General features: G+C 58.2%; 29 protein-coding genes and 1 pseudogene. 15 read left to right on the top strand and 15 right to left on the bottom strand.

Features of this window, described 5'->3' with window-relative positions; all coding sequences use genetic code 11:
- The first annotated feature begins 13 nt into the window (after positions 1–13).
- The 8 genes and pseudogenes from AB2N04_RS11565 to aat all read left to right on the top strand — a co-directional run bounded on the left by AB2N04_RS11565 (position 14) and on the right by aat (position 8,302).
- Positions 14–2,842 (top strand): ribonuclease E/G, encoded by a 2,829-nt coding sequence (locus AB2N04_RS11565; RefSeq protein WP_367714645.1) that lies wholly within the window; start codon positions 14–16, stop codon positions 2,840–2,842.
- 155 nt (positions 2,843–2,997) lie between these two features.
- Positions 2,998–4,365, top strand: coding sequence for a M48 family metalloprotease (locus AB2N04_RS11560; protein ID WP_367714644.1), 1,368 nt, complete (start codon positions 2,998–3,000; stop codon positions 4,363–4,365).
- A 72-nt stretch (positions 4,366–4,437) separates the two neighbouring features.
- Entirely contained in the window at positions 4,438–4,626 is a 189-nt protein-coding gene (locus AB2N04_RS11555) for a hypothetical protein (protein WP_367714643.1), read from the top strand.
- Positions 4,571–5,206, top strand: coding sequence for a DsbA family protein (locus AB2N04_RS11550; RefSeq protein WP_367714642.1), 636 nt, complete (start codon positions 4,571–4,573; stop codon positions 5,204–5,206). Before AB2N04_RS11555 ends, AB2N04_RS11550 begins: the two co-directional genes overlap by 56 nt.
- A gap of 127 nt (positions 5,207–5,333) precedes the next feature.
- The gene (gene aroQ, locus AB2N04_RS11545) at positions 5,334–5,777 is read left to right on the top strand and encodes a type II 3-dehydroquinate dehydratase (RefSeq protein ID WP_367714641.1); all 444 of its coding nucleotides are present in this window, start codon (positions 5,334–5,336) and stop codon (positions 5,775–5,777) included.
- Between the two features lie 21 nt (positions 5,778–5,798).
- Positions 5,799–6,272: an acetyl-CoA carboxylase biotin carboxyl carrier protein gene (gene accB / locus AB2N04_RS11540; protein WP_367714640.1), complete on the top strand. Its 474-nt coding sequence runs from the start codon at positions 5,799–5,801 to the stop codon at positions 6,270–6,272.
- 16 nt (positions 6,273–6,288) lie between these two features.
- On the top strand, positions 6,289–7,632 hold the full coding sequence (gene accC, locus AB2N04_RS11535; protein ID WP_367714639.1) for an acetyl-CoA carboxylase biotin carboxylase subunit: 1,344 nt from the start codon (positions 6,289–6,291) through the stop codon (positions 7,630–7,632).
- 48 nt (positions 7,633–7,680) lie between these two features.
- Positions 7,681–8,302, top strand: a pseudogene (gene aat / locus AB2N04_RS11530) (leucyl/phenylalanyl-tRNA--protein transferase).
- Between the two features lie 12 nt (positions 8,303–8,314).
- Here aat and AB2N04_RS11525 read toward each other — a convergent pair.
- The 6 genes from AB2N04_RS11525 to AB2N04_RS11500 form a co-directional block, all read right to left on the bottom strand.
- Positions 8,315–8,722, bottom strand: a complete 408-nt coding sequence (locus tag AB2N04_RS11525; RefSeq protein ID WP_367714638.1) for a DUF2155 domain-containing protein — start codon at positions 8,720–8,722, stop codon at positions 8,315–8,317.
- A 130-nt stretch (positions 8,723–8,852) separates the two neighbouring features.
- Positions 8,853–9,251 (bottom strand): NADH:ubiquinone oxidoreductase subunit NDUFA12, encoded by a 399-nt coding sequence (locus AB2N04_RS11520; protein WP_367714637.1) that lies wholly within the window; start codon positions 9,249–9,251, stop codon positions 8,853–8,855.
- Between the two features lie 239 nt (positions 9,252–9,490).
- The gene (locus tag AB2N04_RS11515) at positions 9,491–9,997 is read right to left on the bottom strand and encodes a GNAT family N-acetyltransferase (protein ID WP_367714636.1); all 507 of its coding nucleotides are present in this window, start codon (positions 9,995–9,997) and stop codon (positions 9,491–9,493) included.
- Entirely contained in the window at positions 9,990–11,492 is a 1,503-nt protein-coding gene (gene gatB / locus AB2N04_RS11510; protein WP_367714635.1) for an Asp-tRNA(Asn)/Glu-tRNA(Gln) amidotransferase subunit GatB, read from the bottom strand. The genes AB2N04_RS11515 and gatB overlap by 8 nt, the downstream gene beginning before the upstream one ends.
- 454 nt (positions 11,493–11,946) lie before the next feature.
- Complete coding sequence (locus AB2N04_RS11505; protein WP_367714634.1) at positions 11,947–12,378, bottom strand: CBS domain-containing protein; 432 nt, start codon at positions 12,376–12,378, stop codon at positions 11,947–11,949.
- A gap of 85 nt (positions 12,379–12,463) precedes the next feature.
- Positions 12,464–13,225: a rhomboid family intramembrane serine protease gene (locus AB2N04_RS11500; RefSeq protein WP_367714633.1), complete on the bottom strand. Its 762-nt coding sequence runs from the start codon at positions 13,223–13,225 to the stop codon at positions 12,464–12,466.
- A 325-nt stretch (positions 13,226–13,550) separates the two neighbouring features.
- Between AB2N04_RS11500 and AB2N04_RS11495 the strand changes: the two genes are divergently transcribed.
- The 3 genes from AB2N04_RS11495 (at position 13,551) to AB2N04_RS11485 (ending at position 15,931) form a co-directional block, all read left to right on the top strand.
- Positions 13,551–14,192, top strand: a complete 642-nt coding sequence (locus AB2N04_RS11495) for a PAS domain-containing protein (protein WP_367714632.1) — start codon at positions 13,551–13,553, stop codon at positions 14,190–14,192.
- A gap of 86 nt (positions 14,193–14,278) precedes the next feature.
- A complete protein-coding gene (locus AB2N04_RS11490; protein ID WP_367714631.1) occupies positions 14,279–14,896 on the top strand; it encodes a PilZ domain-containing protein in 618 nt (205 codons plus the stop codon).
- A 420-nt stretch (positions 14,897–15,316) separates the two neighbouring features.
- Positions 15,317–15,931 carry a transglutaminase-like cysteine peptidase gene (locus AB2N04_RS11485; protein ID WP_367714630.1) on the top strand — a complete coding sequence of 205 codons (615 nt, stop codon included), beginning with the start codon at positions 15,317–15,319 and terminating at the stop codon, positions 15,929–15,931.
- Between the two features lie 191 nt (positions 15,932–16,122).
- Here AB2N04_RS11485 and AB2N04_RS11480 read toward each other — a convergent pair whose 3' ends face one another.
- Positions 16,123–16,650, bottom strand: a complete 528-nt coding sequence (locus AB2N04_RS11480; protein WP_367714629.1) for a gamma carbonic anhydrase family protein — start codon at positions 16,648–16,650, stop codon at positions 16,123–16,125.
- 190 nt (positions 16,651–16,840) lie between these two features.
- Here AB2N04_RS11480 and AB2N04_RS11475 point away from each other — a divergent pair, with 190 nt between their 5' ends.
- Positions 16,841–17,632, top strand: a complete 792-nt coding sequence (locus tag AB2N04_RS11475) for a hypothetical protein (RefSeq protein WP_367714628.1) — start codon at positions 16,841–16,843, stop codon at positions 17,630–17,632.
- 250 nt (positions 17,633–17,882) lie between these two features.
- Here AB2N04_RS11475 and AB2N04_RS11470 read toward each other — a convergent pair whose 3' ends face one another.
- Together AB2N04_RS11470 and cysE are read right to left on the bottom strand one after the other, a co-directional pair.
- A complete protein-coding gene (locus tag AB2N04_RS11470) occupies positions 17,883–18,089 on the bottom strand; it encodes a DUF3126 family protein (protein WP_367714627.1) in 207 nt (68 codons plus the stop codon).
- A 223-nt stretch (positions 18,090–18,312) separates the two neighbouring features.
- Positions 18,313–19,152 (bottom strand): serine O-acetyltransferase, encoded by an 840-nt coding sequence (gene cysE / locus AB2N04_RS11465; RefSeq protein ID WP_367714626.1) that lies wholly within the window; start codon positions 19,150–19,152, stop codon positions 18,313–18,315.
- A gap of 106 nt (positions 19,153–19,258) precedes the next feature.
- Here cysE and AB2N04_RS11460 point away from each other — a divergent pair, with 106 nt between their 5' ends.
- Positions 19,259–20,059, top strand: a complete 801-nt coding sequence (locus tag AB2N04_RS11460; RefSeq protein ID WP_367714625.1) for an enoyl-CoA hydratase/isomerase family protein — start codon at positions 19,259–19,261, stop codon at positions 20,057–20,059.
- Positions 20,060–20,063: 4 nt separating this feature from the next.
- Here the strand turns inward: AB2N04_RS11460 and AB2N04_RS11455 are convergent, their stop codons facing one another.
- The 5 genes from AB2N04_RS11455 to AB2N04_RS11435 form a co-directional block, all read right to left on the bottom strand.
- A complete protein-coding gene (locus AB2N04_RS11455) occupies positions 20,064–20,588 on the bottom strand; it encodes an alpha/beta fold hydrolase (RefSeq protein WP_367714624.1) in 525 nt (174 codons plus the stop codon).
- Positions 20,581–20,931 carry an alpha/beta hydrolase gene (locus tag AB2N04_RS11450; RefSeq protein WP_367714623.1) on the bottom strand — a complete coding sequence of 117 codons (351 nt, stop codon included), beginning with the start codon at positions 20,929–20,931 and terminating at the stop codon, positions 20,581–20,583. The genes AB2N04_RS11455 and AB2N04_RS11450 overlap by 8 nt, the downstream gene beginning before the upstream one ends.
- Positions 20,921–21,685, bottom strand: a complete 765-nt coding sequence (locus AB2N04_RS11445) for an alpha/beta fold hydrolase (RefSeq protein ID WP_367714622.1) — start codon at positions 21,683–21,685, stop codon at positions 20,921–20,923. Before AB2N04_RS11445 ends, AB2N04_RS11450 begins: the two co-directional genes overlap by 11 nt.
- A gap of 22 nt (positions 21,686–21,707) precedes the next feature.
- Positions 21,708–22,043, bottom strand: coding sequence for a DUF192 domain-containing protein (locus AB2N04_RS11440; RefSeq protein ID WP_367714621.1), 336 nt, complete (start codon positions 22,041–22,043; stop codon positions 21,708–21,710).
- 229 nt (positions 22,044–22,272) lie between these two features.
- Positions 22,273–22,869 carry a cold-shock protein gene (locus AB2N04_RS11435; RefSeq protein WP_367718793.1) on the bottom strand — a complete coding sequence of 199 codons (597 nt, stop codon included), beginning with the start codon at positions 22,867–22,869 and terminating at the stop codon, positions 22,273–22,275.
- Positions 22,870–23,095: 226 nt separating this feature from the next.
- Here AB2N04_RS11435 and AB2N04_RS11430 point away from each other — a divergent pair, with 226 nt between their 5' ends.
- Positions 23,096–23,536 (top strand): VOC family protein, encoded by a 441-nt coding sequence (locus tag AB2N04_RS11430; RefSeq protein ID WP_367714620.1) that lies wholly within the window; start codon positions 23,096–23,098, stop codon positions 23,534–23,536.
- Between the two features lie 107 nt (positions 23,537–23,643).
- Positions 23,644–25,176, top strand: coding sequence for an acyl-CoA carboxylase subunit beta (locus AB2N04_RS11425; protein WP_367714619.1), 1,533 nt, complete (start codon positions 23,644–23,646; stop codon positions 25,174–25,176).
- A gap of 34 nt (positions 25,177–25,210) precedes the next feature.
- On the opposite strand, the gene AB2N04_RS11420 is transcribed toward AB2N04_RS11425, so the two are convergent.
- Positions 25,211–25,504: a hypothetical protein gene (locus AB2N04_RS11420; RefSeq protein ID WP_367718792.1), complete on the bottom strand. Its 294-nt coding sequence runs from the start codon at positions 25,502–25,504 to the stop codon at positions 25,211–25,213.
- Positions 25,505–25,652 lie beyond the last annotated feature (148 nt).

Below are 25,652 nucleotides of genomic sequence, written 5' to 3'. Positions count from 1 at the left end.
GAGACAAGAATTTATGCCAAACAAGATGCTTATAGATGCCTCCCATCCGGAGGAAACAAGGGTTGTCGTCCTTCGTGGTAATCGCATCGAAGAGTTCGATTTCGAATCTCAGGATAAAAAACAGCTTCGGGGAAACATTTATCTCGCAAGAGTTACACGTGTAGAACCTTCGCTCCAGGCTGCCTTCGTGGAGTATGGTGGAAACCGCCACGGTTTTCTCGCCTTCAGTGAGATTCATCCCGACTACTATCAGATCCCCGTTGCCGACCGTCAGGCCCTGCTCGAAGCCGAGGCTGAAGAAGCCAGAGCCGATGAGGACGACGATGATGGCGATCAGCCCCAGCCGCAGAAAAACGGCCGCAAGCGCCGTCGTGCCAGCACCAAGAAGAAGGCCGCCCAGCAGGATGAAACGGCTTCCGATAGCGAGGGCGAGGAGGCGGCTGAGGCTGACAGCGAAGCCGATGACGGCGACAAGGCACCGGCAATGGCTGCCGACGCCGCAGCCGACGTGGTGTCGGAAGAGCCTGCAACGAAAGGCCGGCGCCGCAGCCGTTCGGGCAAGGACAATGCCACCAATGGCGATGACGACACGGATGATGTCGACACGGTAGGAGCCGATGATGCGCTTGAAGAAGCGCAGCCGCCGCGCAGAACATCACGCAAGCATTACAAGATTCAGGAAGTCATCAAGCGCCGCCAGATTCTTCTGGTCCAGGTGGTGAAGGAAGAGCGCGGCAACAAGGGCGCAGCGCTGACCACGTATCTTTCGCTTGCCGGTCGTTATTCCGTCCTTATGCCAAACACCGCCCGCGGTGGTGGCATTTCGCGCAAGATCACCAACGTCCAGGACCGGAAACGGTTGAAGGACGTCGTCAAGCAGCTCGACGTGCCGCAGGGCATGGGAGTCATCCTGCGAACCGCTGGCGCGAACCGCACCAAGGCGGAAATCAAGCGCGACTACGACTACCTCATGCGCCTTTGGGAAAAGGTGCGTACCCTCACCCTTGAATCGACCGCCCCTGCCCTCGTTTACGAGGAAGGCAGTCTCATCAAGCGATCTGTTCGGGACCTTTACAACAAGGATATCGGTGAGGTTCTGGTCGCGGGCGAGGAAGGCTATCGCGAAGCCAAGGACTTCATGCGCATGCTCATGCCGAGTCATGCCAAGGCCGTACAGCCCTATCGCGATGTGACCCCGATCTTTGCCGGAAACGGCATCGAGGCGCAGCTGGATCGCATGCTGCAACCTCAGGTGACACTGAAATCCGGCGGCTACATCATCATCAACCAGACTGAAGCGCTGGTGGCGATCGACGTGAATTCGGGGCGCTCGACCAAGGAGCACTCGATCGAAGACACTGCCCTTCAGACAAACCTGGAAGCGGCTGAAGAAGTTGCCCGTCAACTGCGGTTGCGCGACCTGGCCGGTCTCATCGTCATCGATTTCATCGACATGGAAGAGAACCGGAACAACCGGGCAGTCGAAAAGCGGATCAAGGAGTGCCTCAAGAACGACAGGGCGCGCATACAGGTCGGGCGCATTTCCCATTTTGGCCTGTTGGAAATGTCGCGCCAGCGCATCAGGGCGAGTGTTCTTGAAAGCACGATGCAGCCCTGTCCGCATTGTGGCGGAACAGGACACATCCGCTCCGATTCATCGGTCGCGCTATATGTTGTGCGTTCTATCGAGGAATATCTCCTGAAGGATTCACGCAACGACATCTGCGTGCGCACTCCGGCCGCAACGGCGCTTTATCTGCTCAATCACAAGCGCAGCAATCTCGTAGAGATGGAAAACCGGTTCGGCGTCACCATCACTGTCGAGGCAGACGAAAACGTTGGCGCCCAGCATTTTGCAATCACGAAGCAGCAACTCGCCGACAAGTCCGGTATGGAACAGCCGGCTCCTACGGGACAGCCTCTTGCCATCGAGGCTGAAGAAACGACCACGGTGGAGACAGAGAGCGGCAATGGCGAGGATGGCGAGCCCCGCAAGCGCCGGCGCAAACGCAAGCGCCGGGGGGGCCGCAACCGTAACAATGGTGCCGAGTCCGGCAACGAGCAGAACCAGCTCGACAATGCGAATCCGGATACCCAAGCCGGCGAAGCCTCGACAAATGTGGAAGAGCAGTCTGGTGCAAGTGCCGGAGAGACTGCCGCTTCTTCGGGAGAGGAAGGGGACGGCGAGCGCCGGAAGCGTCATCGTGGCAAGCGTGGTGGCCGAAAGAACCGGCGCGAAAGCCAGCCGCAGGAAGCAGGTGCCGAGACTGCGGGTGATGCACAGCCACAGATGGCAGATCATGCGGACCAGAACGATACAGGTGGCGATCAGAGCGATTCTGCGGCAGATATGGCTGATGACGTTGTTGCCCACCCGGTAACCGAAGCGGACGAGGCAGCAACCCCGTCAGAAGAGAAGCCGGCAAGGAAGCCACGGCGGCGTTCACGCAAGGCTGCCTCTCCTGCAGATTCGATTTCCGAGGTGAAAGAGGTTTCGGAAGCTTCGGAGAGCGACGAGAAGCCTTCTTCGGAAGAGAATTCTGAGACGGTCGATAAAGCCGAAGAGAGCAAGCCCGCTCCCAGAAAGCGCCGCGCAACCACCCGGCGCACCTCGTCCCGGAAAAAAGCTCCGGAAAGTGACAAACCGGACGCCGCTGAGGCCATGGACAAATCGGCCGGCGATGAAAACCCGCAAGACGCGGTCCAATCGGATAAACGTCCTGCGCGGAGAAAACGAACGGAAGCCGCGCCACCCAGCGAACCTGTGGTTTCGTCTTCTTCCGAAGGGGAAGCTGCACAGCCCCGCAAAACCGGCTGGTGGCAACGCAAGAGCTTTTTTTAGCCTTGGCACAAACTTCAAAAAACCGGCGTCCTGCGCCGGTTTTTTTATGCGTCGTCTGCAAGATCGCGGATCAAATTTGAATGATCCGTCTTCCATGTGCCTTTCCATTGCCCTCTTGCTCGTCTACCAATTTCGCGATGACTGAGAGAGCCACCATGTTGCACACGTTTTTTGCGCGTTTCGCCGTTGTTCTGACACTGGCAACCTATCTGAACATGTCCCTTTCTCCGGCCCTTGCGCAGCAGCGCGTGGCCGTCGTGCGGGACGCCGAGATCGAAGCGCTGGTCACCGATTATGCCCGGCCGATTCTGAAGGCGGCAGGCCTCTCTCGCTCTGGGATCGAAATCATCCTTGTCAACAATCGCAGCTTCAATGCGTTCGTCGATGGGCGGCGCATCTTCCTTCACACCGGTGCGCTGGTGAAAGCCGAGACACCCAATGAGATCATCGGCATCATCGCGCACGAGGCCGGTCACATTGCCGGCGGTCATCAGGAGCGTCTGCGCCAGCAGCTGAAACGCGCTCAGACCATGGCCATCGTTTCTGCCCTGATCGGCATTGGCGCGGGCGTGGCAGGTGCGGCCACGGACACGAGCGGTCTCGCCTCGGCAGGCGTCGGCATGGCTGCTGGCGGTGCAGAACTGGCCCGGCGGGGGCTTCTCGGCTATCAGAGGTCGGAAGAAGTGACTGCCGACCGAACCGCAATCGATTATCTGAACGCAACCGGGCAGTCCGCCCGGGGCATGCTCACCACATTTGAGCGGCTTGCCGGCGGCCTGGCCCTGTCGGGTGTGAATGTTGATCCCTATCAGGTCAGCCACCCGATGCCACGCGAGCGCATCGCCAATCTGGAAGAGTTGGCTCGCAAAAGCCGCTACTTCGACAGAACCGATCCACCCGAGCTCCAGCTGCGCCATGACATGATGCGTGCCAAGATCGCAGCTTTCACGGAGGGAGCACAGGCGGTGCCCCGAATGTTTCGGAGCAATCCGCGTGGCATTCCGGCAATGTATGGCGATGCCATCTCGACTTACCTGACAGGCAATCCCAAAACAGCGCTGCAAAAGGTCGAGGCATTGATGAAACAGATGCCGCGCAATCCCTACCTCCACGAATTGCGGGGCGACATTCTCATCAAGGCCAACCGTGCAGAGGAGGCCGCCAGTTCATACGCCAAAGCGATCGCTCTGGCTCCAGGCACCCCCGGGCTGCTCCAGGTCGGACACGGGCAGGCACTGCTCGCAACCGGCAAACCGAACCTCTTGAAGAAAGCGGTTTCGGAACTTCAAACTGGTCTTTCCCGCGAGCCCGAATTCGCCAACGGTTATCGCTATCTGGCTCAGGCATACGGGCAGCTCGGCAACATAGCCCAGGCAGACCTGGCAACTGCCGAAGGATACTTCCACTCGGGAAAGTATCGGGACGCCAAGCTGTTCGCCACGAGAGCGCAAAAACGCCTGAAACGGGGATCGCCTGGCTGGCTTCGCGCACAGGACATCCTCCAATACCGGACGCCCGGTTAACTTGAACCTTTTCAAAGACACGGGCACTCAAAGAGCAGTCGCCCGTCAACACTCGAAATCGGAACCCATGCCATGACTTTCCGCAAAACCATTCGTGCACTTTCGGCAGCCGCTGCATTCTCGATCACGGCAGCCGTGTTCGCCACGGGCGGACAGGCCACCGAGAGCGCCATCTCGAACAACGCCGAGGTCGAGAAGATTGTGCGTGAATACCTGCTCGAAAATCCCGAAATACTACTGGAGATGCAGCAGGCCCCTTGAAAACAGGCAGCGTGAACAGCAGGCGGAAGCTCAGCAGACTGTCCTCAAGGAGCGCACCAATGACATCTTCAACAGCCCCCATGACGGCGTGATCGGCAACCCGGACGCCTCTGTCACGGTGGTGGAATTTTTCGACTACAATTGCGGCTTCTGCAAACGGGCCATGTCGGACATGCAGGCGCTGCTTGAGGAAAACGACGACGTGCGGTTCGTTCTCAAGGAATTCCCCATCCTGTCGGCTGAATCGCGTGAAGCACACGTGGTCTCCGCAGCACTGCACGCCGTCGCGCCCGATAAATATGCCGAGTTTCACCAGAAACTGATGGGATCGGACGCCCGAGCCGATGGAGAGCTTGCCATATCGATTGCCTCTGAACTGGGCATAGACGAAACTGCGTTGCGCAAGGAGATGGAGAATCCGAACATCCAGAAGACATTCGCGGAAACCTACGAGCTTGCGAATCAGCTTGCCGTCACCGGCACTCCCGCTTATGTCGTCGGAAATGAAGTCGTGTTCGGCGCTCTGGGCAAGGATGTCCTGAGCGACAAGATCGAACAGGCGCGCAAACAGAGCAATTGACCGGCAATCAAGGCCGGAAAGCGCTCTGTGGACAGAGAAAGAAGCCCCTTGCCATCTTTGCGGCACGCTCTAAGCCCTCTATAGAGGAGCGTGGTAATGGAGCTGCATGGGGCCAGGGGACGAATTTATGGCAAAGACAGTCTTCATTCTGAATGGCCCCAACCTCAATGCGCTCGGAAAGCGGGAGCCCGGCATCTATGGTGGAGAGACCCTGGAGGGGATCGAAACCTTGTGCAGGAAGAAAGCTGAAAGTTTGGGGTTTGATATCCAGTTTCGTCAGTCCAATCATGAAGGCGATCTCGTGGACTGGGTTCATGAAGCCGGGGAGAAGGCTGTGGGCATTGTCATCAATCCCGGTGCCTACGGGCATACGTCCATCGCCCTGCACGACGCCATTCGCGCCGTGGCGCCTCTTCCGGTTGTTGAGGTCCACATCTCCAACATCCACGCGCGCGAGGCGTTTCGCCACGTTTCGATGATTGCTCCTGCCGCAAAAGGCATGATTTGCGGATTGGGCACAATCGGTTATGTACTCGCGCTGGATGCACTGGCCGCACCGCGGTCTGTTTGAGAAAAAAGCAGGACAGAACAAATGTCGACAAAGAAGACGGGGGTCGATCAGCAACTCATTCGCGAGCTTGCGACGATCTTGAACGACACCAATCTCACGGAAATCGAAGTTGAGCAGGACGACCTGCGCATCAGGGTAGCAAAACAGGGCGCCCCTGCGGTGCAGACCTACGCAGCTCCGGCACCGGCGGCAGCCCCCGCCCCTGCAGCAACCGCCGCTCCTGCAAAGGAAGAACCGGCGGCAGCCAATCCGGCCGATTCGAAAAACGCCGTTCCCTCTCCCATGGTCGGAACCGCTTATGCTGCGCCCGCCCCTGGCGCCAGCCCTTTCATTCAGGTCGGTCAGTCCGTGAAGGAAGGCCAGACGCTTCTCATCATCGAAGCAATGAAGACCATGAACCAGATTCCGGCCCCCCGCTCCGGCACGGTAACCGCGATCCTCTTCGAGGACGCGCAGCCGGTCGAGTTCGGAGAGCCGCTGGTAGTCATTGAATAGTCCGGGGCAGGCGCGCATGTTTCACAAGATCCTCATCGCCAATCGCGGCGAAATCGCCCTGCGCGTTCTGCGCGCCGCCAAGGAGCTCGGCATCCAGACCGTGGCCGTGCATTCAACGGCCGACGCTGATGCGATGCATGTGCGCCTTGCCGACGAAAGCGTGTGTATCGGGCCTCCGCCCTCGCGTGACAGCTATCTGAACATCCATCAGATTCTGGCTGCCTGCGAGATTACCGGCGCCGACGCAATTCACCCGGGCTACGGGTTCCTGTCGGAGAATGCCAAGTTTTCCGAGATTCTTGCGGCCCACAACCTCACCTTTATCGGCCCCTCGGCCGAGCATATTCGGGTCATGGGTGACAAGATCACCGCCAAAAAGACGGTGAAGGCCCTCGGCATCCCTGTCGTTCCAGGTTCCGACGGAGCCGTGACCGACGATGTGGAAGCCAAGCGCATTGCTGCCGATATTGGCTATCCGGTGCTCATCAAGGCGTCGGCAGGCGGTGGCGGACGCGGCATGAAGGTCGCCAAAACCGAAGCAGACCTCGCCGAGGCGCTTTCCACCGCCCGTTCGGAAGCGGGAGCAGCCTTTGGCGACGATGCGGTCTATATCGAGAAATATCTCGAAAAGCCGCGCCACATCGAAGTGCAGGTCATGGGCGATGGAGCAGGCAACGCGATCCATCTGGGCGAACGCGACTGCTCGCTGCAGCGCCGGCATCAAAAGGTCTGGGAAGAGGCCAACTCCCCCGCGCTGAACGTGGAACAGCGCAACCGCATCGGCGAAATCGTCTCCAAGGCTGTGGCTGATCTTGGCTATTCGGGTGCCGGAACGATCGAGTTCCTGTACGAGAATGGCGAATTCTATTTCATCGAGATGAACACCCGTCTTCAGGTGGAGCATCCGGTGACCGAGGCCATCACTGGCATCGATCTCGTTCACGAGCAGATCCGTGTCGCTTCGGGAGGCGGTCTCTCCTGCACGCAGGATGAGGTGCGCTTCGAGGGTCACGCCATCGAATGCCGCATCAATGCTGAAGACCCGCGCACATTCACGCCCTCACCGGGAACGATTTCCCATTTCCACACGCCGGGTGGGCTTGGTATCCGCGTCGATTCGGGTGTCTATTCCGGTTACCGGATTCCTCCCTACTACGACAGCCTGATCGGCAAGCTGATCGTGCATGGCCGAAACCGGGTCGAATGCATGATGCGACTGCGACGCGCTCTGGACGAGTTCGTGGTGGATGGCATCAAGACCACGCTTCCGCTTTTCCAGGATCTGGTCGGAAATCCAGATATCGCCAATGGCGATTACGATATTCACTGGCTGGAGAATTACCTGGCGAAGACGAGCTAGCGCTCATCGCCCCGTGTGATTTCCCGGCGATCGGGCTGGTTGGGCAAGATGGCACGACCCTTCGCACCTGGATTCAGGATCCCTCCGGATCTTCTTTTGCGCGCCTATGCCACCGGCGTTTTTCCGATGGCAGAGAGCGCAGACGATCCGGAGGTTTTCTGGGTTCGGCCCGAGATGCGCGGCATAATACCGCTAGACCGGTTTCACGTTCCCAGGAGCCTGGAAAAAACCATCCGTCGGCGGATCTACCGCATTGCCTTCGACACGGACTTTCAGGGCGTGATAGAGGGTTGCGCGCAGTCCCGAAAGGACAGTGCCGAGACCTGGATCAACGCCCCTATTCGCGAAGCCTACGGCGTTCTTTTCGAGAATGGTCACTGCCACACGGTGGAGGCCCTGGACAGACGAGGGGCTTGTGGGCGGACTTTACGGGGTCACGCTCGGGCGGGCTTTTTTTGGCGAAAGCATGTTTTCTCGACGAACCGATGCGTCAAAAGTTTGTCTTGTGCACCTGGTCGAGCACCTTCGTGCACGTGGTTTCACGCTTCTCGACACGCAGTTCACCACACCCCATCTAAAGCAGTTCGGGGCCGTGGATGTGCCGCGCCGCCGCTATGAAGCCATGCTCAAAAATGCGCTGCAAACGGGGGAAGCCCGCTTCACCCCCTGATACTGTCTGCGTTTAGTCGGTTTCCGGCGGCGGAACGTCCGTTTCCTGCTTGCATCCCTTGAGCCAGACATCATAAACCGCGTGTTCGACCGCGTTCAGCCCCGGGCTTTCCGCCAGCATCCATCCGGTGAAAATCCGCCTGATCTCCCGATCCAGCGTAATCTCATCCACCTCAACAAACGCGTCTGTCCGTGGTTCTTCGGTGTCCTGGGAAGAGTAGCATACCCGTGGCGTGACCTGCAGCGCGCCGAACTGCACGGTTTCATCCATATAGGCATCGAACGACATGATCCGACCGGTTATCTTGTCGATACCCGTAAATTCGGCCACAGGATGCTGAACCCGCTCAGCCATTGCAGGGGAAAGCACCAGCAGTACCGAGCCCAATGCTGTCAGAATTCCGGCAAAAGCACTTTTCATAGGCCCAGTTCTCATCGGCTCGACACCAGTTCTCTTCGCTTGTCACACTGAAATGTGCCCGGCAGGTCTGCTCGACACACGCAAGGCTCCCGCTTAGCGCACAATTATGGCGAGAACAGCAAAATAGCGGCTAGCCACCCGGTGTCCATGCATCATAGTCCCCCGTAACCCGGGGGCGATCCTGCGCGTTAGCGATGGATCCCTGCGGACGATAGGCAGCCGGCGTACCGGTCATGTTCGGCTTGTGCGGCTTCTGCCAGTCACGCGGCTGATAATTTTCGTTGACCGGTGCCACATCGACGCGATGATGCAGCCATCCGTGCCAGCCCGGTGGCACCAGCGATGCATCTGAAATGTCGTTGTAGATCACCCAGCGACGCGTACGCCCTTCCGAATCCTTGCCACCTTCATAATAGATGTTGCCGAATTCATCCTCACCGACGCGTGTACCCTTGCGCCAGGTGTGGAAGCGCGTGCCCAGTGTCTGGCCGTTCCACCAGGTGAAAAACTGAAGCAGAAACTTCTTCATGGCGTCCTCAAGTCACTCGCGATGATCATCGTCAATGATGGCTTATGGATTGCGTTATGGCGTCCACGTCGACAGAAGGCAAGGCCCACATTCCAAACCTCCATGGTGAATTCGGCGTCATCGGCAATCAGGCGTTACTCTCTTGGAACAGGCCCTTCGCAGTCCCGGTATCCCTGCATGAGCTGATCCCATTATTCGACCGGCAGAACTCACCCTTAGCTCGGTTGTGAATATTCGTGTCAAACCGGACGGCGATAGATGAGAGCCGGCAGGTCGAAACCCGCTCCGCCGCAATCATCGCTGCGTCCCATCTCCACAAATCCCAGATGCTCATAGAAGGCCCGGGCCCTGCTGTTGGCTTCTTCAACCTCGAGGGAGATTTCGCGCGCCTGCGGAAAGCATTGGGCGATCTCGGAAAAAAGGGCCATGCCGATCCCCCTGCCCTGAAATTGGGGGTGCACGTAGAGCTGATGGAGACAGATTTCCCTTCCGTCATTGCGGGTCGCAGCAAAGGCCATACCACCGATCAGCCGTCCGTTGTCGGCCACAACGAATTCCGAGTTCGGCTGCTTCAGGCGCGCCTTCAACGCATCAAGGGAATGCCAGGCATCGGAAATCTCCGCGACGCGTGCGGAGCCGTAGATCGCATCGTAGGTGTCGTGCCAGGTGTCGACGAGGAGCGCGCGCACGACGGCCAGGTCACGCTCGCTCGCCGTGCGAACGAAGAAATCGCCGCTCTCAGGCATCGATCCCGAGCTTCTCCCTGACAAGCGCATTGACAGCCTGCGGGTTGGCCTTGCCACCGGTGGCTTTCATCACCTGTCCGACAAACCAGCCTGCAAGTGTCGGCTTGGCCTTGGCCTGTTCGACCTTGTCAGGATTTGCTGCGATAACCTCATCCACCGCCTTTTCGATGGCGCCAGTGTCGGTTACCTGCTTCATGCCACGCTCTTCCACGATGACACGCGGATCGCCACCTTCGGCAAACACGATCTCGAAGAGATCCTTGGCGATTTTGCCCGAAATCGTGCCGTCCTTGATCAGATCGATGATCGCACCAAGCTGATCGGGGCTGACGGAAGTGTCTTCGATACCCTGTCCCGCCTTGTTCAAAGCGCCCAGAAGATCATTGATCACCCAGTTGGCGGCAGCCTTTCCATCGCGTCCTTCGGCAACCCTTTCAAAGTAATCCGCGGTGGCCTTTTCCGCGATCAGCACCGAAGCGTCGTATTCAGAGAGACCAAACGTTTTGATGAAACGCGCCTTCTTCTCGTCGGGAAGCTCGATCAGATCGGCTGCCAGCGCATCAACATAAGCCTGATCAAACTCTAGCGGCACCAGGTCCGGATCGGGGAAATAGCGGTAGTCATGCGCCTCTTCCTTGGAACGCATGGAGCGGGTCTCGCCCTTGGCGGGATCGAACAGACGGGTTTCCTGATCAATGGTGCCACCATCCTCAAGAATGGCAATCTGGCGGCGCGCTTCCGATTCGATCGCCTGCCCGACAAAACGCACCGAGTTCACGTTCTTGATCTCGCAGCGTGTGCCAAACTCGCCACCGGGACGGCGCACGGAAACGTTTACGTCGGCGCGCATGGAGCCTTCGTCCATATTGCCATCACACGTGCCCAGATAGCGCAGAATGGTGCGCAGCTTGGTCAGAAACGCCTTGGCCTCGTCCGCGGAACGTATGTCGGGCTTGGAGACGATCTCCATCAGCGCAACACCGGAGCGGTTGAGGTCCACATAGGACATGGTCGGATGCTGGTCATGCATCGACTTGCCGGCATCCTGCTCCAGATGGAGGCGCTCAATGCCGACTTCAATTTCCTCAAAAGAGCCGTCCTTGGCCGGGCCGACCGAAACCGTCACCTTGCCCTCGCCGACAATTGGCTGCTTGAACTGAGAAATCTGATAACCCTGCGGCAGGTCTGGGTAAAAATAATTCTTTCGGTCGAACACCGAACGCAGATTGATCTGTGCCTTGAGCCCCAGCCCCGTGCGGATTGCCTGCTTCACACACACCTCGTTGATCACCGGCAGCATGCCTGGCATGGCCGCATCCACGAGCGAGACATTGGCATTGGGTTCGGCGCCAAAAGATGTCGAGGCTCCCGAGAAGAGCTTTGCTTCGGAGGTGACCTGAGCATGGATTTCCATGCCGACGATGATTTCCCAGTCGCCGGTGGCCCCGGAGATAAAACGCTTGGGATCGGGCGTGCGCGTATCGATGATTGTCATGGGTTCACGGTGCCGTGCAGTCGGATGGTTCGAAGATGGATGCCGCATTCGCTAGACCAAACACTCCCGCGTGGCAAGCCAAGCGCATTATTCCTGTCAGAATTTGCATTATGGAATCCACGAACCAACGAAGTTTTTGTGTCCACCAGCCTTGAGGCCCGGTGAGGCTCCGAGCCTGAACCAAAGCAGGGTCGGGGCGAGAAAACCTTGAAACGCCACGGCATCGCAAGTTGGCGTGGCGATCTTCTGTGGCCGTTCGGCCACTGGTTTTTTTTCAGGACTTCAAGACATGGACATTTCCCGCGCAGAACAGGGCGGCCGCATAGACATCGAGAAAGACGACCGCGGCAATGGCGGGCCTTGCCGCATCACGCGGCGCGGATTGCAACTTGTTCGCTCTCAGGGCGATAATCGCAAACTGCAAGGAGGCTGCCGACAGGCAGCCTCTGACATTTCAGGCTGTTGCTATGTAGCTACGGATGTCTTCCGCCTCGCGCTCGACTTCCTCAATCCGCTTCTTCACAACGTCGCCGATCGAAATGATGCCGGCAATCTTGCCGTTTTCTTCCACCGGGAGATGGCGGAACCGCCCCGACGTCATGATCTGCATGACCTCGTTGATGGTGTTCTGCTCGTGGCATCGCTGCACCTTGGCGGTCATCACGCGGGAGATCGGCTGATCGAGGGCGTTCCCCCCCTCCCGGCCGATGACGCGCACGATATCGCGCTCCGAAAGAATGCCAGCTATACGGCCGTCAGCCTCGGTAACGACGACTGCACCGATGCCACGCTCCGACAGGAGTTGCGCTGCATCCGCGAGCTTTTTGTCCGGCGCAATGGTCACAACATTGCGCCCCTTGGCGTCCAGAATGGCCTTTACCGTCATGGCAGTCTCCTTCTCCTCGCAACGCATCAATGTTGCGCCGAGCCGAACTGCTTTGCAAGTGTTGGAACGCGAGCTGCCCCTGCCTTCACTTCCGGGGAAAAACGTGCGGCGCATGGGGGCGCCTTTCGAACAACCGGATACCGAAAAATCCCAGCAGGAAACCGCCAATATGGGCTTCCCAGGCAATCTGCGGCTCGCCGATTGCGGCACCGCTGAAAATTCCGGTGACAAGATTGGCGACCATCCAGACGCCCAGAAAAACCAGAACGGTGCGGGACTTCAATACCAGCGCAACCGGGAGGACCGGGCCGGTGAACGCCGATTTCCGGGCGCGACGATCCACACGGAAAGCAAAGCGTGCTGCAGCCCCCATCATGGCTGAAATGGAACCGGATGCACCGACCAAAGGGACAGCCGATGAAGGATGCAGTACAAAGTGAAGCGCTACCGCAGAAAGCGCACCTGCCACCCAGAAAAGCAGAAAGCGTGCAGTGCCGATCCGATGGGCAAGCGGTGATCCAAACGCGGCAAGCCAGATCATGTTGACCAACAGGTGCCCCCAGCTTCCATGAAGCAGGGAATAGGTAACCGGACTGATCGCGGCATAAAGGTCGAATGCGACCTGTCCCGTGTAACGAATGGGCAGAAAGGCAAAATGCAGCAGCAACCAGAACTGCTGCTCAATGTTCAGCCACCAGGCCTCCGCTGCATAAATGGCGATGCATAAAAGGCCGATCCCGGTAACAGCAGGCGCCAGATTGAACATCGGTTCATGTTCGAGACTGCCTCCGGGCGGTGCGCCCTGGGGTGTAGCAGCCGAGTTCGTGTCGTCTTCAAATCGATCCATGATTTTGCCTAGCAGACCCGTTGGTCAGAAAAAAGCCGCCCAGGCGAAACAACCTGAACGGCTTTGTCGAGCCCCCCTGCCGGTCCTTGTTTCGAACATCGGCCCTGCCCGGTGAAATTGATTCGATCCTGCTGACGGAAAAACCGTGCCAGCCACGTATCGCACACGCAATCGAAACCATTTTTTAACCTTAACAAAACGCTCGGGCGAAGAAGTCGGATCGCTTTGGCACGCAACCTGCAGCCATCCACATGTCGCTATTGAAAATGCCCGCACCTGTCCGCCTATGAGACAGGCCCGGGCCGAAAGTAAGGAGCCAAGAGGCATGAGACATGATGGTTCAGTAACATTGTTCCAATATTGGAACAGGTTGCGCGGCGACCGTCCCGCGCCCAGGCGCACCGAAGTCGAGCCGGCCGAGATTAAAACGCTGCTGGCGGATACTTTCATTCTTGAAAAGGATGCGCGCGGTGAAGCGGTGTTCCGCCTTGCAGGCACGCGTCTTTGCGCAACGTTCGGCAAGGAACTGAAGGGGCTGTCTTTCGCATCCTTGTGGTCGGGCCGCGACCAGGCGGTTGTCGGAAAACTGGCACGCAGCGCTTTCGACATGAAGGCGGTCGTCGTCCTGACTTTCACCGGAAAGAATGAAGGCGGCGATACGGCCCCATTCGAACTCCTTCTGCTTCCCCTGGAAGGTGGAATGGAAAGCCCCCGGGCAATGGGGTCACTTCTGGCGTGCGAAAAACCGTTCTGGCTGGGCGCAGAAACCATCATTGACTGTGAGGTGACGTCGCTGCGGGTGATCGATGCCGATCGCGAACCATTGTTTCTGAAGAACCGGCCGGCAGTGGAAGTGCCTCCTCTCGTGCCCGAACGACGCTCGATCACGGACAGCCTCATAGAGCCCGGCCGGGGCCGTCGTTTCCGCCACCTTGTCGTTTTCGATGGCGGCCGCAACGAAAATTGACCTCTTACGGCTTGTTAACTGCTCCGGCTTAGTATTGCGCTGCAAATTTCGGTAGCCGAACCACCAGAGCGAAGAGCCACATAATCATGTCATTGGCGACTAACCGGTCCGTTCTAGAAGACGAGCGTCGCAGCTTTCAGCGCGTCAAGGTCTCGATCTATGGCCGGTTCATGCTGGAGGACCGGAGCGAACACGCATGCCGCGTGACCGACATGTCGCCAGGCGATGTGTGCCTCGTCACCCAGCGCTCCGGAACACAGGGCGAACGTGTGATCGCATATCTCGATCACATCGGTCGGATCGAAGGCAAGATCATTCGCGCCGGTTCAGACGGATTTGCAATGACGGTTGTCGCCTCCGACCGCAAACGCGACAAACTGGCAGCCCAGTTGACCTGGCTTGCAAACAAGCACGAACTGGACCTGCCCGAAGACCGGCGCCACGAGCGCATCGCTCCACGCAACCCGATCAGTGTTCTGCGCCTGCCTGACGGACGCGAATATCGTTGCCGGATCATCGACCTGTCTCTATCCGGTGCTGCCATTGAATGCGAGGTCAAGCCTGAGCGAGGTACCCAGGTTCATCTGGGCACCATGCGCGGTCAGGTGGTTCGCATGTTCGATGACGGCGTGGCAATCGAATTTGCAAGCATTCAGAACCGTCAGGCACTTGAAGCAGAGTTTTCGCTACCTGGTGACATCTGACCGCGTGGTCGAACTCAGAACGAACACGCTTCTGAGGCCGCGATACGGGCTGCCCTCTCAAGGTGCGATAATTCCGCCTTCCACCCGGCCACATCCGCCCTGAAGACGGATCGGGCGCCGCACCCATTGCTCCTGCGCGGGCCCCCACCTCGATATTTTCGGGCAATTGTCTCCTCCTTAAACGGGGCGACCGATGACGTCGTCAACCGAAACACCCTCGCCACCTCAGGCAAGCCCTGCAGCGTCACCACGCCCAAAAGCATTTCGTTACAATTTTAGGAAAATTCTATTCAAATACATCTCAAAATTTATTCTTATTGATTTCAAATACAGATACAATTTGTCGAGAGTTATACTTCCGACTTTTGCCTGGAATAAATTCGTCTCTGCGATTGTCTCCTCAAACGGGGAGAAAATACCATGGGGCATACACGAAGCGCACGGCTGCTTGCCGCTGCCGCACTGGCATTCGCAGCACTCACGGGGAGTGCATTTGCCACACCAAACTTCATGAGGGTCGGTGGACTGACAAGCCAGCCTATCGGCCACTATCAGCTTTGCCAGCGGGAGCCGGTCGAGTGTCGTCAGGCAACACCGCAGGCGCGGCCGCTCAACCTGACGCGTGACCTCTGGAAAACGATCATCAACGTCAACAATGCCGTCAACTCGACGGTGATGCCGCGCACCGACATGGAAATGTGGGGCATTGAAGAGTACTGGTCATACCCACAGGAGTTTGGTGACTGCGAAGATTACGTTCTGGAGAAGCGCCGCCGCCTCATCCAGGCTGGTGTTCCGGCAGGCAATCTTCTGATCACGGTCGTTCGCCAGCCCAATGGCGACGGACACGCCGTCCTCACCGTGGTCACCAACATGGGTGACTATATTCTGGACAATCTGGAAGCGCGCGTTTCTGTTTGGACCGACACGGACTATACTTACCTAAAGCGGCAGGCGGCGACGCACTCCGGCAAGTGGGTCAGCATCAATGATGGACGATCCATGGCAGTTGGCAGCGTTGCCTCAAACCGCTGAACTATTCCATAATCATGGGCGCAACGGACGGGATGCGCCCATGATCTTCTGATATATGCGAATGGTCGGCGCCCTCTCCACGGGCGGACCGTTCATTCTGGGACACCCGGTCGAGTCCCCACCTCCCCGTCCCCAACGACCGGGTCTAGGAGCCGGCCCACCCCATGGGTCGGCTCCGCTTTTTCCAGCGCTCACACCTCCCGCAAATCGCCCAGAAAGCGGCGCGCGTTTTCCACATAGTGACTTGCGGACCATTTCAGCCCGCGCACGGCTTCTTCATCGAGCTCTCGAACGACCTTGGCGGGCGAACCGACGACAAGCGAATTGTCGGGAATCTTCTTGTTCTCGGTGACCAGGGCCCCGGCTCCCACGAGGCAGTTCCTGCCGATCTCCGCGCCGTTCAAAACGATGGCACCCATCCCGACCAGGCTGTTCTCGCCAATATGGCAGCCATGAAGAATTGCCCGATGGCCAATCGTGCACCCCGCTCCCACAACCAGCGGAAATCCCATATCCGTATGCAGAACGGAGTGCTCCTGAATGTTCGTGTTGTCGCCAATATCAATAAGCTCATTGTCTCCACGCAGGACGGCACCAAACCAAATGCCCACGTGACGGCCGAGACGCACACGGCCAATAACCGAGGCGTCCGGTGCGATCCAGTTGGTCGCTCTTTCCTCGAAAACGGGGGTCTCGCCCGCCAACCCATAAACCGGCATCTATCACTCCAGACTCTAGAAATCGTGCCACTGTAAATCAGCAGAAGCTGAAGCTGAAGCATCAGGACTGCCCTCAAGTTCCCCTCGCGCCTGGCCGCCACCACCGAGCGCTCGATCGACACCTGTCTCTCTCTCAGGTTTTGGAACCCATTTACCAGCACAAGCCCAAGTTTTATTGGCAGACTGGTAAGTGTCGACGGTGATTCTTCATTCTGGCAAAATCGGGCTTGAGGATGTGAAACCTGCAATGGAAGAAAACTGGCTGTCCCGGGATCAAAGCTCCGATTCGCGAAGAAGCCGTTTCGCGGTGCGCATCTCTCAGGCGTGCCTTGTTCTTCTGTTCCTGTCGCTAGGCATTCTTGCCTTCGCCTTCTGGTACGGCGATTCCCTGTCGAATGGCGGCCATACAGCATCCACGCAGAAACGAGAAATCGTCATAAGAAACAACGTATTGACGGTTCCCGAAAACGCGATACGCTTTCGAGAAGCGCGACGGGATGGCGTCACGCTCCGCCTGGACCTTTACCTGGCCTGGCCCGAACTGGAGGGTTTTACCCCCGAACGCAGAGCCGATTTCAATCACGTGGACCAGTCCCGGAATATCATTTTCCTTGCCTTTGAATCCCAGGTCATGTCGCGTGATATGAGCAATCGCCTGGAGCCCGTCTACCGACAGGTTATCGAGGCGCGTTCCGTGCAGGGCCCCAATGGCATTCGCTTTCACCGATTCACGAAGGAATCCGGTTATGCCGGTGAAGTCCTGGCAATCGGAGACATCGGTGTGGGGGTCCCCCCATTCGTCGCAAGGTGCATAACCGGTCCTGCCGCACGTGAAGCGCTGGCGCCCTGCGACAGAGACGTGAATGTTGGCAACGGGCTCAGCCTGACCTATCGGTTTCCAGCCTCACTCCTTGCGGAATGGCAGCGTCTGGATGACGCAATCCTGGGGAAGGTAAACAGCTTCCTTCACGCTCCGGGCTAGAGCATTTCCGCTTTTCTCCAAGTCGCGAAAATACTCTATCTTTTTGTTTTTACGCAATTTCGGGCAGAAAATCGGTTCCCGCTCTTCTGGAGTTGCCCTAGCGGTCAGCGGTGTTCATTTTACCGCCAATATCAGGTTTTGCGCTCAATCTGACGAAAAGAACCGCCGTCGCATGACAAAGGAAAACCCGCGGGCTGGAAGCCTGCGGGCCCGAATGTGATTCCACGCCTGATGCCTGGAACGGGCAATTTCAAAGATCGATATCGAGTATCGCCATCGAAAAATTGTAAGACAGCTCGCCCTCATCCTCGTCTTTGAAGATAATGCCGAGAAACTCATCTCCCAGATAGAGCTCACTGGAATCATCCTTGCGCGGGCGTGCTTTCACGCTCAGAGCCGGGTTGTTGAAGGTCCTTTTGAAATAGGCTTCAAGCTTTCTGATTTCCTCGGGATTCAAGAAACGTCTCCAGTGCCTCGCGCATGAGCTGGACATTCCCATCGGGAGACCAGATGCGCTACTTCAGTTTTTCGACAATGCCGCCACATTCCAACGAACAGCAGCCAGCATTGCCACGGTGGCGCGCTTCTGACATGAGCCCGGCGCCAGTGTAAACCCTCAAACCCGGATTTCAGCGGGAAAGCACCTGTGTGTGGAGCAATATCCCGCCACGCCGGGCCCATCACCCCGCGCCGTCACGCAGTATCTGATCCATGGAGCGCGAAGGCTCGCTGCACCCGGATTCCCCCACGACCCGCGCCGGCACGCCAGCAACCGTCGTGGCCGAGGGAACATCGTTCAACACCACCGAACCGGCGGCGACGCGCGCACAATGTCCAACTTCGATATTGCCCAGGATTTTCGCTCCCGCACCAACAAGTACACCGTGACGGATCTTGGGATGCCGGTCCCCGGTTTCCTTGCCGGTACCACCCAGCGTCACCGCGTGTAGAAGAGAAACGTCGTCCTCAACGACAGCGGTCTCTCCAATCACGACACCTGTCGCATGGTCGATGAAAATGCCCTTGCCCATGCGCGCTGCAGGGTTAATGTCTGTCTGAAACACGACTGATGAACGGCTCTGAAGATAGAGAGCGAAATCCCTGCGCCCTTCGTGCCACAGCCAGTGCGCAAGCCGGTGCGTCTGGATGGCATGGAAACCCTTGAAATAGAGTACGGGCATCAAGAACCGGTCGCAGGCCGGGTCGCGGTCATAGCACGCCTGAATATCGACACGCACGACCGTGCGCCACTCAGGCTCGGCCTCAAGCATGGCGTGGAACGTCTGGCGGATGAGGTCCGCCCCCATATCCGGATGGTCGAGGCGCTCGGCCACGCGATGTATGACCGCACTTTCGAGATCGTCGTGGTTCAGAATGGTCGCATAAAGAAATGCGGCCAAGAGTGGATCATTCGCAACAGCGGTTTCCGCCTCTTCACGCACAGCGTACCAGATCGGGTCAAGGGGCTGTGGCGCGCTCTTTCCGGAACTGCGCTGCCGAATGGAATTCTGTGCGTTCATGGGATTTCTCCGCCGGCATCATAACTTGCCTTGTGCCCAAACATACGTCAGAAGCCTTGTTAATTGAACCGCTAAATCATCACTCGAGCGTCAGGAATATTGAAGCATGGCAGAAACCACGTCTTCTGTTGAGCCCGGTTTACGCCTCTCGGTTACGCAGGGGGTCGCTACGCTTCTGCTTGCTAGACCGAGCAAGATGAACGCGATTTCTCAGACGATGTGGAAGGAGCTGATCGCCGCGATCGAAAGCCTGGAGGCGAACAAATCCGTCCGGGTGATCATTCTGCGCGGGGACGGAGACAATTTCTGTGCGGGTGCCGACATATCGGAATTCGATACCGTTCGGGGCAATGCCGAGACAGCACGGGCGTATGAAAACCTGAATGCCCGTGCCTTCGCGGCAATCCGCAATACAAGGCTCCCCACGCTTGCCGCGATTTCTGGTGTCTGCTTTGGCGGCGGCTTCGGACTGGCTGCGGCCTGTGATCTGCGCATTTCAACGCCCGACGCCCTGTTCTCCGTGCCTGCAGCACGCCTTGGGCTCGCCTATCCGGTCGAAGCGATGGGCGATATCGTCGCCACGGCCGGTGCGCAGATGGCACGATATCTCACCTTCACGGGTGCGCGCATCGATGCCGCCCGGGCACGCGAATGCGGCTTCATTCTCGAAATCGTTCCCACCGACGTGCTCATCCGGCGAGCAAGCGAGATCGCCGCAACCATCGCCAGCAATGCGCCCCTGTCGATCAGTGCATCCAAGGCATCCATCACCGCCGCACTCTCATGCCGACCGGAAGATGTCCAAAGAGCCCAGACAATCGGAGACATGACATTCGAAAGCACTGACTATGCGGAGGGGCGTCGGGCGTTTCGTGAAAGCAGGCCGCCAAGGTTTGGGGGCAGCTGACCGCCTACGCAGCCTGATCGCAGTCAAGAAATTTCAGGACCTCGTCTGCAAAAACATCGTTTCGGTCCCCGGCCACCATGTGTCCGGCGCCCCCCACGTCCACATAGGAGGCAGAGGGTGTGAGTGAAACGAATTCACGGGCATGCGCTTCACGCACCAGCTCCGAACGCACACCCCGCACGAGCAGGACCGGCAGTTTCAGCTGCGGCAGGCCCGACATCAGCTCCTGCATGAGATCCTCTGCCCCATGGTTGATGCTTCTGTCGCCCTTGATAAAGGCTGGGTCCCAGTGCCATCGATAACGACCATCCGGATCCAGCCTCAGATTTTTGCGCAGGCCCTCCAGCGAACGGGGGGGCGCGCGATTGGGCAAATAGGCAGCAATCGCATCGGCGGCCTCTTCAAGGGAAGCAAATCCCTCTTCCATGCGGGCGCCCATGAAGCCCTGGATCCTGTCGACGCCCGAGCGCTCGAGCCTAGGCGTGATATCGACGAGGACCAGTGCCTCGAGAAGTGGCCCTTCATGCATTTCCGCCGTCAGGGACGCCAAACCGCCGAGCGAGGCCCCCGACCGCCGAGGGGCGCGCGTGAAAACGCTCCTCAACCTGTCGAAACAGCGTGGCGGCGTCCTCACCGTAGTGGTGAAAGCCATAGTTGCCGCTTTTCACCCAAGCGCTTTCTCCATGACCGCGCTGGTCAATCACGATTGCGCGCATGCCGCGCTCGGCTACTGAGCGCGCCGTTGCATCCCAGGCACGCCTTGTCTGCCCGCCACCATGCAGAAACACCACCGGGCGCCCGCCACCATCCCAAATGTCGGCTGCCAGCCCGTTTCCTTCTACACCGGTGAACGTGGTCCCTTCAGGCTTCATCGAGCGGATGCTCCTTCAGGAACTCCAGAGCACGAGCCTTGAAGGTGCGATCACCGACCGCAAGCATGTGGTCGCGCCGCTCAATGGAGAACGCCTCGCCGGCTGGCAACAGATTGGCCAGTCCTTCCGCAGAGCCGGCAATGTCATCACGTGTACCGACAGCAACCAGTGCCGGAGCATCGATACGCGCGGCATCGGCAGCACTGAGCAATTCACGCGAGGTGGCGATACACGCGGCAAGCGCCCTGCGATCGCTCTTCGTCTGATCCGCAAACTTGCGGAACATCATTCCCCGTTCCGAAACGATCTTGTCCGGGTCATCGGCGAGAAGCGCTTCAGCGATCTCATCCCAGTCTCCAACGCCCTCAACCATGCCAAGCCCCAGCCCGCCGAGGATCAGCGAGGCCACTTTATGAGGCGCCTCCAGGGCGAGAAAGGCAGAAATGCGTGCCCCCATCGAATAGCCCATGATATGGGCGCGCGGAATCTCCAGATGATCGAGCAGTGCGGCCGCATCAGCCGCCATTTTCCGGGGTGTGTAATCGGCCTTGTCATGGCTCTTCTGGGAGCGACCGTGTCCGCGATTGTCGAGCGCAAGAACCCGGTATCCGGCATCGCGCAGCGTTTTAACCCAGCCTGGAGCAACCCAGTTGACGAAATGCGTGGAAGCGAAGCCGTGGATGAGAAGGATGGGAACGCCCTTCCCCTCGTCTATGTAAGCAAGTTCGAAACCATCGTTACGAAAGGTCTGCATGTCAGGGAAACGCCAATGCCGGTTACTTTGCAACAGCCGACGCGATGCGCGGATGATGCACCTTGTCGCCGACCTTCATGCCCATCTTTTGCGCGGTTCCAGATTTGAGTTCAAGCACGAATTGCGATCTCACGTCCGGTGAAATCGAAGCGGTAGAAAAGGGAATTCCGGGCGCTATCGCCCGGACCTCTCCGCTCGAGCCAATAAAGATCAGATCCAGCGCCATTGGAGTATTCTGCATCCAGAACCCGTGCCTGCGCTCTGTGGAAAAGATGAAGAGCATCCCACGGTTGGCGGGCATTGACTGACGAAACATCAGGCCGCGCTGACGCTCACCCGGCTCGTCTGCAATCTCCACCTCGAACTCGATGCTGCCGTGCGCTGTGTCCACAACCAGGGGGGGCCGGGTCGACGGGCAGACGCATTGTTGTCCCATGAGTGATCCCATGAGCCATTCCCTGAGCCGGGCTCTCCGCATACCCCGCAACGAGAGCCAGCGCTATCAGACCGGCAAATCGGGAGCGAAACAACAGACGATTGAACAGATGCATCATTGTCGTCAGTTTCACTGCATCGCGAAAGCGACGTCAATGCGCAACGTTCAAAGTACCGTTGTCAGCGTGAATTTCTGTGGCAGAGAGGCCTTTTTCACCGGGACCGAAACGAACCACCACGACCTGACCGGGAACCAGCTCCGTCATCCCGGACTTTCGCACGATCTCGATATGCACGAAAATGTCTTCGGTGCCTTCGCCGCGGGTAACAAAGCCATACCCCTTGGCGCGATTGAACCACTTGACGATGGCCCGCTCCAGCTTGCTGGTCGGCTTGACGATCGCATGGGTCCTCGTCGGCTCGTCTTCGCTCGGCTGAACCGCCGTTGACAGGTCCATTGAGAGGACCTTCAAAGCATAAAGCCCCCTATCGCCCTTGCGCGCATAGCACTCGACGCGGGCCCCCTCGGGTGCGGTCTGGAACCCGTCCTTGCGCATGCAGGTTACGTGAAGTAGCACATCCCCATGCTCTTCGTTGTCGGGAAGAATGAAACCAAAGCCCTTTGCGACATCAAACCACTTGATCGAACCGGAGATTTCAACGTGTTCGCCGAGTTCTGCAGCGTTATCGACGCTCGCCGCGTTCTCGCCGGCATCATACGCTCTGGTTGTCGAGGACTTGTCGTCCATTCCATCAAGCCTTTTTTCAAGTCCGCCCGACTCACTGTGTAGTTCGAAGATAGCATTGGCACTTTGTGGCATAGCAAGACCCAGTTTTTGATTTTCAACAACAGGTGAAAACAAACCGAGTTGAGAGATTTCCGCAGTGCAGCACAATCAGTTAACGTGCAACATTGCCGAATGGCGCGGGTAGCCCCGCTGTATCTGATACGTAAACCCGAAAATGAGGACAAAGATGCGATATCTGCACACCATGGTCCGCGTGAAGAATCTCGAGGAATCACTGGATTTCTACTGCAACAAGCTTGGCCTCACCGAGGTTCGTCGTTCAGAAAACGAGAAAGGCCGTTTCACCCTCGTGTTCTTATCGGCGCCGGAAGATGAAGCGCGTGCGCTGGAAGAGCAGGCCCCACTGGTCGAGCTCACCTACAACTGGGATCCGGAAGAATATGCCGGGGGCCGGAACTTTGGCCACCTTGCCTATGAAGTCGATGACATCTACGCCCTGTGCGACCGGCTGATGAGTGCCGGTATCACGATCAACCGCCCTCCGCGTGACGGGCGCATGGCCTTCATCCGTTCACCTGATGGCATTTCGATTGAACTCTTGCAGAAAGGCGGAGCGAAGGAACCGAGAGAACCCTGGGCATCCATGAAGAATACCGGCAGCTGGTAATCTTCGCGCATGCGCCGCGTGCGGAATGCCGTGCGCGGCGTATTTGCCTCACTGTCGACCCATGCTAACAGCAAAGGTCCGTTCATCGCCGAAGGGGGGAGACACGCATGAAAGAGGTGCTTCTGGAACTGGAGCGTCGCCGCCTCGCGGCGCGAGAAGGTGGTGGGAAACGCCGCATTGAGGCCCAGCACGCCAAGGGGAAGCTGACCGCGCGCGAGCGCATCGAGACGTTTCTCGACGAAGGCTCCTTCGAAGAGTTTGACATGTTCGTCGAACACAGATCCACCGATTTCGGCATGGAAAAGACCCGCATCTCAGGCGATGGTGTCGTCACGGGCTGGGGCACAGTCAACGGCCGCACTGTATTCGTTTTTGCCAAGGATTTCACCGTCTTCGGCGGATCTCTTTCCGAGGCACATGCAGAAAAAGTGGTCAAGGTCCAGGAAATGGCCCTAAAGAACCGCGCTCCCATTATCGGATTTTACGACGCTGGCGGTGCGCGCATTCAGGAAGGCGTCGCCGCTCTTGGCGGCTATGCCGAGATATTCCAGCGAAACGTTCTCGCTTCGGGCGTGATACCGCAAATATCTGTCATTATGGGTCCCTGCGCCGGTGGTGACGTCTATTCTCCGGCAATGACAGACTTCATCTTCATGGTCCGTGACACATCCTACATGTTCGTCACCGGTCCCGATGTGGTCAAAACGGTAACCAACGAAACCGTTACCGCGGAAGAGCTTGGCGGGGCCTCTGTCCATACGGTCAAATCGTCGATTGCCGATGGAGCCTATGACAATGATGTCGAAGCGCTCCTGCAGATGCGCAGGCTCATAGACTTCCTGCCCACTTCCAACACTGCGGACCTGCCCGAGATCGAGTGTTTTCAACCCATTTCTGAACCCGACCACTCGCTCGACCGGCTGGTTCCCGACAACGCCAACAAACCCTATGATATCCGCGAACTGATCCTGAAGACCTGCGATGAAGCCGATTTCTTCGAAATCCAGGCGTCATTCGCCAAAAACATTGTCACGGGTTTTGGCCGCGTGGAGGGGCGGACTGTGGGTTTCGTGGCCAATCAGCCGATGGTGCTCGCCGGCGTTCTGGATTCGGATGCTTCACGCAAGGCGGCTCGCTTCGTACGCTTCTGCGACTGCTTCAACATCCCCATCGTCACCTATGTCGACGTGCCGGGCTTCCTGCCTGGCACCGCGCAGGAATACGGTGGCCTTATCAAACATGGTGCCAAACTGCTCTTCGCCTATGCGGAAGCCACCGTCCCCAAAATTACCCTGATCACCCGAAAAGCCTTTGGCGGAGCTTACGATGTCATGGCATCGAAGCACCTGCGTGGCGACATAAATTACGCCTGGCCCTCCGCCCAGATTGCAGTCATGGGCGCCAAAGGTGCGGTTGAGATCATCTTTCGCAAGGACATTGACGATCCCGAGCAGATTGCGGCCCACACCCGCATGTATGAAGACAGGTTTCTATCTCCCTTCGTGGCGGCAGAACGCGGCTACATCGATGAAGTCATCATGCCGCACTCGACCCGGCAGCGCATCGCCCGCGCCTTGCGCATGCTGCGAAACAAGGATCTGCAGAACCCCTGGAAGAAACACGACAACATCCCGCTTTGATCGATCGTGTCGTTTCGCGGCTTCGTGCGAGGTGTCAGAAACTGCGCAGAGGCACGAACAGACAGATGGTTCGCGTATCATCCCGCCCGGCCACCGAGCACCAGTGAAACACGCCATCCGGCGAGTTGCGAACCCGCCTGTCCGTATAGGGAAGGAGTTCTCCCGTGACCTCTATGACGTATCCATCGGGCCCCTCCGAAACGGCGGCGTCCCTGATTTCGCGGCAGTCGCGATCCGAGCAGCAGGCGTAGGGATAACGCCAGCCGCGCTCTGCCTCATGGGCGACAGAACCATCAACAGTCAGCAAGGCCGCGACCAGGCAAAACATGCCCGCCTGAAGCAGGTCAGCAAGGGTGGATCCAGAGTTGAACATCGTCACCTCCTATGGGCTCCTCCCGTCTCCGAGTTTCGGCCCGATGCGTTAACGAGACATTAACCAACGCAATGCCGGTTCATGACCGGCCCCGCGCGAACTG

The organism is Nitratireductor sp. GISD-1A_MAKvit, from assembly GCF_040819555.1.
Classification (GTDB): Bacteria; Pseudomonadota; Alphaproteobacteria; order Rhizobiales; family Rhizobiaceae; genus Nitratireductor.
Note: the sequence above shows the minus strand (reverse complement) of the source record. Positions and strands in the feature narration are given on the sequence as shown.

Coding starts and splice junctions, on each gene's coding strand:
- AB2N04_RS11555 (WP_367714643.1), top strand. CDS start 4,438: ATGACTTTCCGCAAAACCATTCGTGCACTTTCGGCAGCCGCTGCATTC.
- cysE (WP_367714626.1), bottom strand. CDS start 19,152: ATGAACGCACAGAATTCCATTCGGCAGCGCAGTTCCGGAAAGAGCGCG.
- AB2N04_RS11490 (WP_367714631.1), top strand. CDS start 14,279: ATGTCATTGGCGACTAACCGGTCCGTTCTAGAAGACGAGCGTCGCAGC.
- AB2N04_RS11565 (WP_367714645.1), top strand. CDS start 14: ATGCCAAACAAGATGCTTATAGATGCCTCCCATCCGGAGGAAACAAGG.
- gatB (WP_367714635.1), bottom strand. CDS start 11,492: ATGACAATCATCGATACGCGCACGCCCGATCCCAAGCGTTTTATCTCC.
- accC (WP_367714639.1), top strand. CDS start 6,289: ATGTTTCACAAGATCCTCATCGCCAATCGCGGCGAAATCGCCCTGCGC.
- AB2N04_RS11515 (WP_367714636.1), bottom strand. CDS start 9,997: ATGCCTGAGAGCGGCGATTTCTTCGTTCGCACGGCGAGCGAGCGTGAC.
- accB (WP_367714640.1), top strand. CDS start 5,799: ATGTCGACAAAGAAGACGGGGGTCGATCAGCAACTCATTCGCGAGCTT.
- AB2N04_RS11445 (WP_367714622.1), bottom strand. CDS start 21,685: ATGCAGACCTTTCGTAACGATGGTTTCGAACTTGCTTACATAGACGAG.
- AB2N04_RS11500 (WP_367714633.1), bottom strand. CDS start 13,225: ATGGATCGATTTGAAGACGACACGAACTCGGCTGCTACACCCCAGGGC.
- AB2N04_RS11430 (WP_367714620.1), top strand. CDS start 23,096: ATGCGATATCTGCACACCATGGTCCGCGTGAAGAATCTCGAGGAATCA.
- AB2N04_RS11435 (WP_367718793.1), bottom strand. CDS start 22,869: ATGGACGACAAGTCCTCGACAACCAGAGCGTATGATGCCGGCGAGAAC.
- AB2N04_RS11495 (WP_367714632.1), top strand. CDS start 13,551: ATGAGACATGATGGTTCAGTAACATTGTTCCAATATTGGAACAGGTTG.
- AB2N04_RS11455 (WP_367714624.1), bottom strand. CDS start 20,588: ATGCATGAAGGGCCACTTCTCGAGGCACTGGTCCTCGTCGATATCACG.
- AB2N04_RS11485 (WP_367714630.1), top strand. CDS start 15,317: ATGGGGCATACACGAAGCGCACGGCTGCTTGCCGCTGCCGCACTGGCA.
- AB2N04_RS11505 (WP_367714634.1), bottom strand. CDS start 12,378: ATGACGGTAAAGGCCATTCTGGACGCCAAGGGGCGCAATGTTGTGACC.
- AB2N04_RS11460 (WP_367714625.1), top strand. CDS start 19,259: ATGGCAGAAACCACGTCTTCTGTTGAGCCCGGTTTACGCCTCTCGGTT.
- AB2N04_RS11560 (WP_367714644.1), top strand. CDS start 2,998: ATGTTGCACACGTTTTTTGCGCGTTTCGCCGTTGTTCTGACACTGGCA.
- aroQ (WP_367714641.1), top strand. CDS start 5,334: ATGGCAAAGACAGTCTTCATTCTGAATGGCCCCAACCTCAATGCGCTC.
- AB2N04_RS11480 (WP_367714629.1), bottom strand. CDS start 16,650: ATGCCGGTTTATGGGTTGGCGGGCGAGACCCCCGTTTTCGAGGAAAGA.
- AB2N04_RS11520 (WP_367714637.1), bottom strand. CDS start 9,251: ATGAAGAAGTTTCTGCTTCAGTTTTTCACCTGGTGGAACGGCCAGACA.
- AB2N04_RS11450 (WP_367714623.1), bottom strand. CDS start 20,931: ATGAAGCCTGAAGGGACCACGTTCACCGGTGTAGAAGGAAACGGGCTG.
- AB2N04_RS11420 (WP_367718792.1), bottom strand. CDS start 25,504: ATGTTTTGCCTGGTCGCGGCCTTGCTGACTGTTGATGGTTCTGTCGCC.
- AB2N04_RS11425 (WP_367714619.1), top strand. CDS start 23,644: ATGAAAGAGGTGCTTCTGGAACTGGAGCGTCGCCGCCTCGCGGCGCGA.
- AB2N04_RS11525 (WP_367714638.1), bottom strand. CDS start 8,722: ATGAAAAGTGCTTTTGCCGGAATTCTGACAGCATTGGGCTCGGTACTG.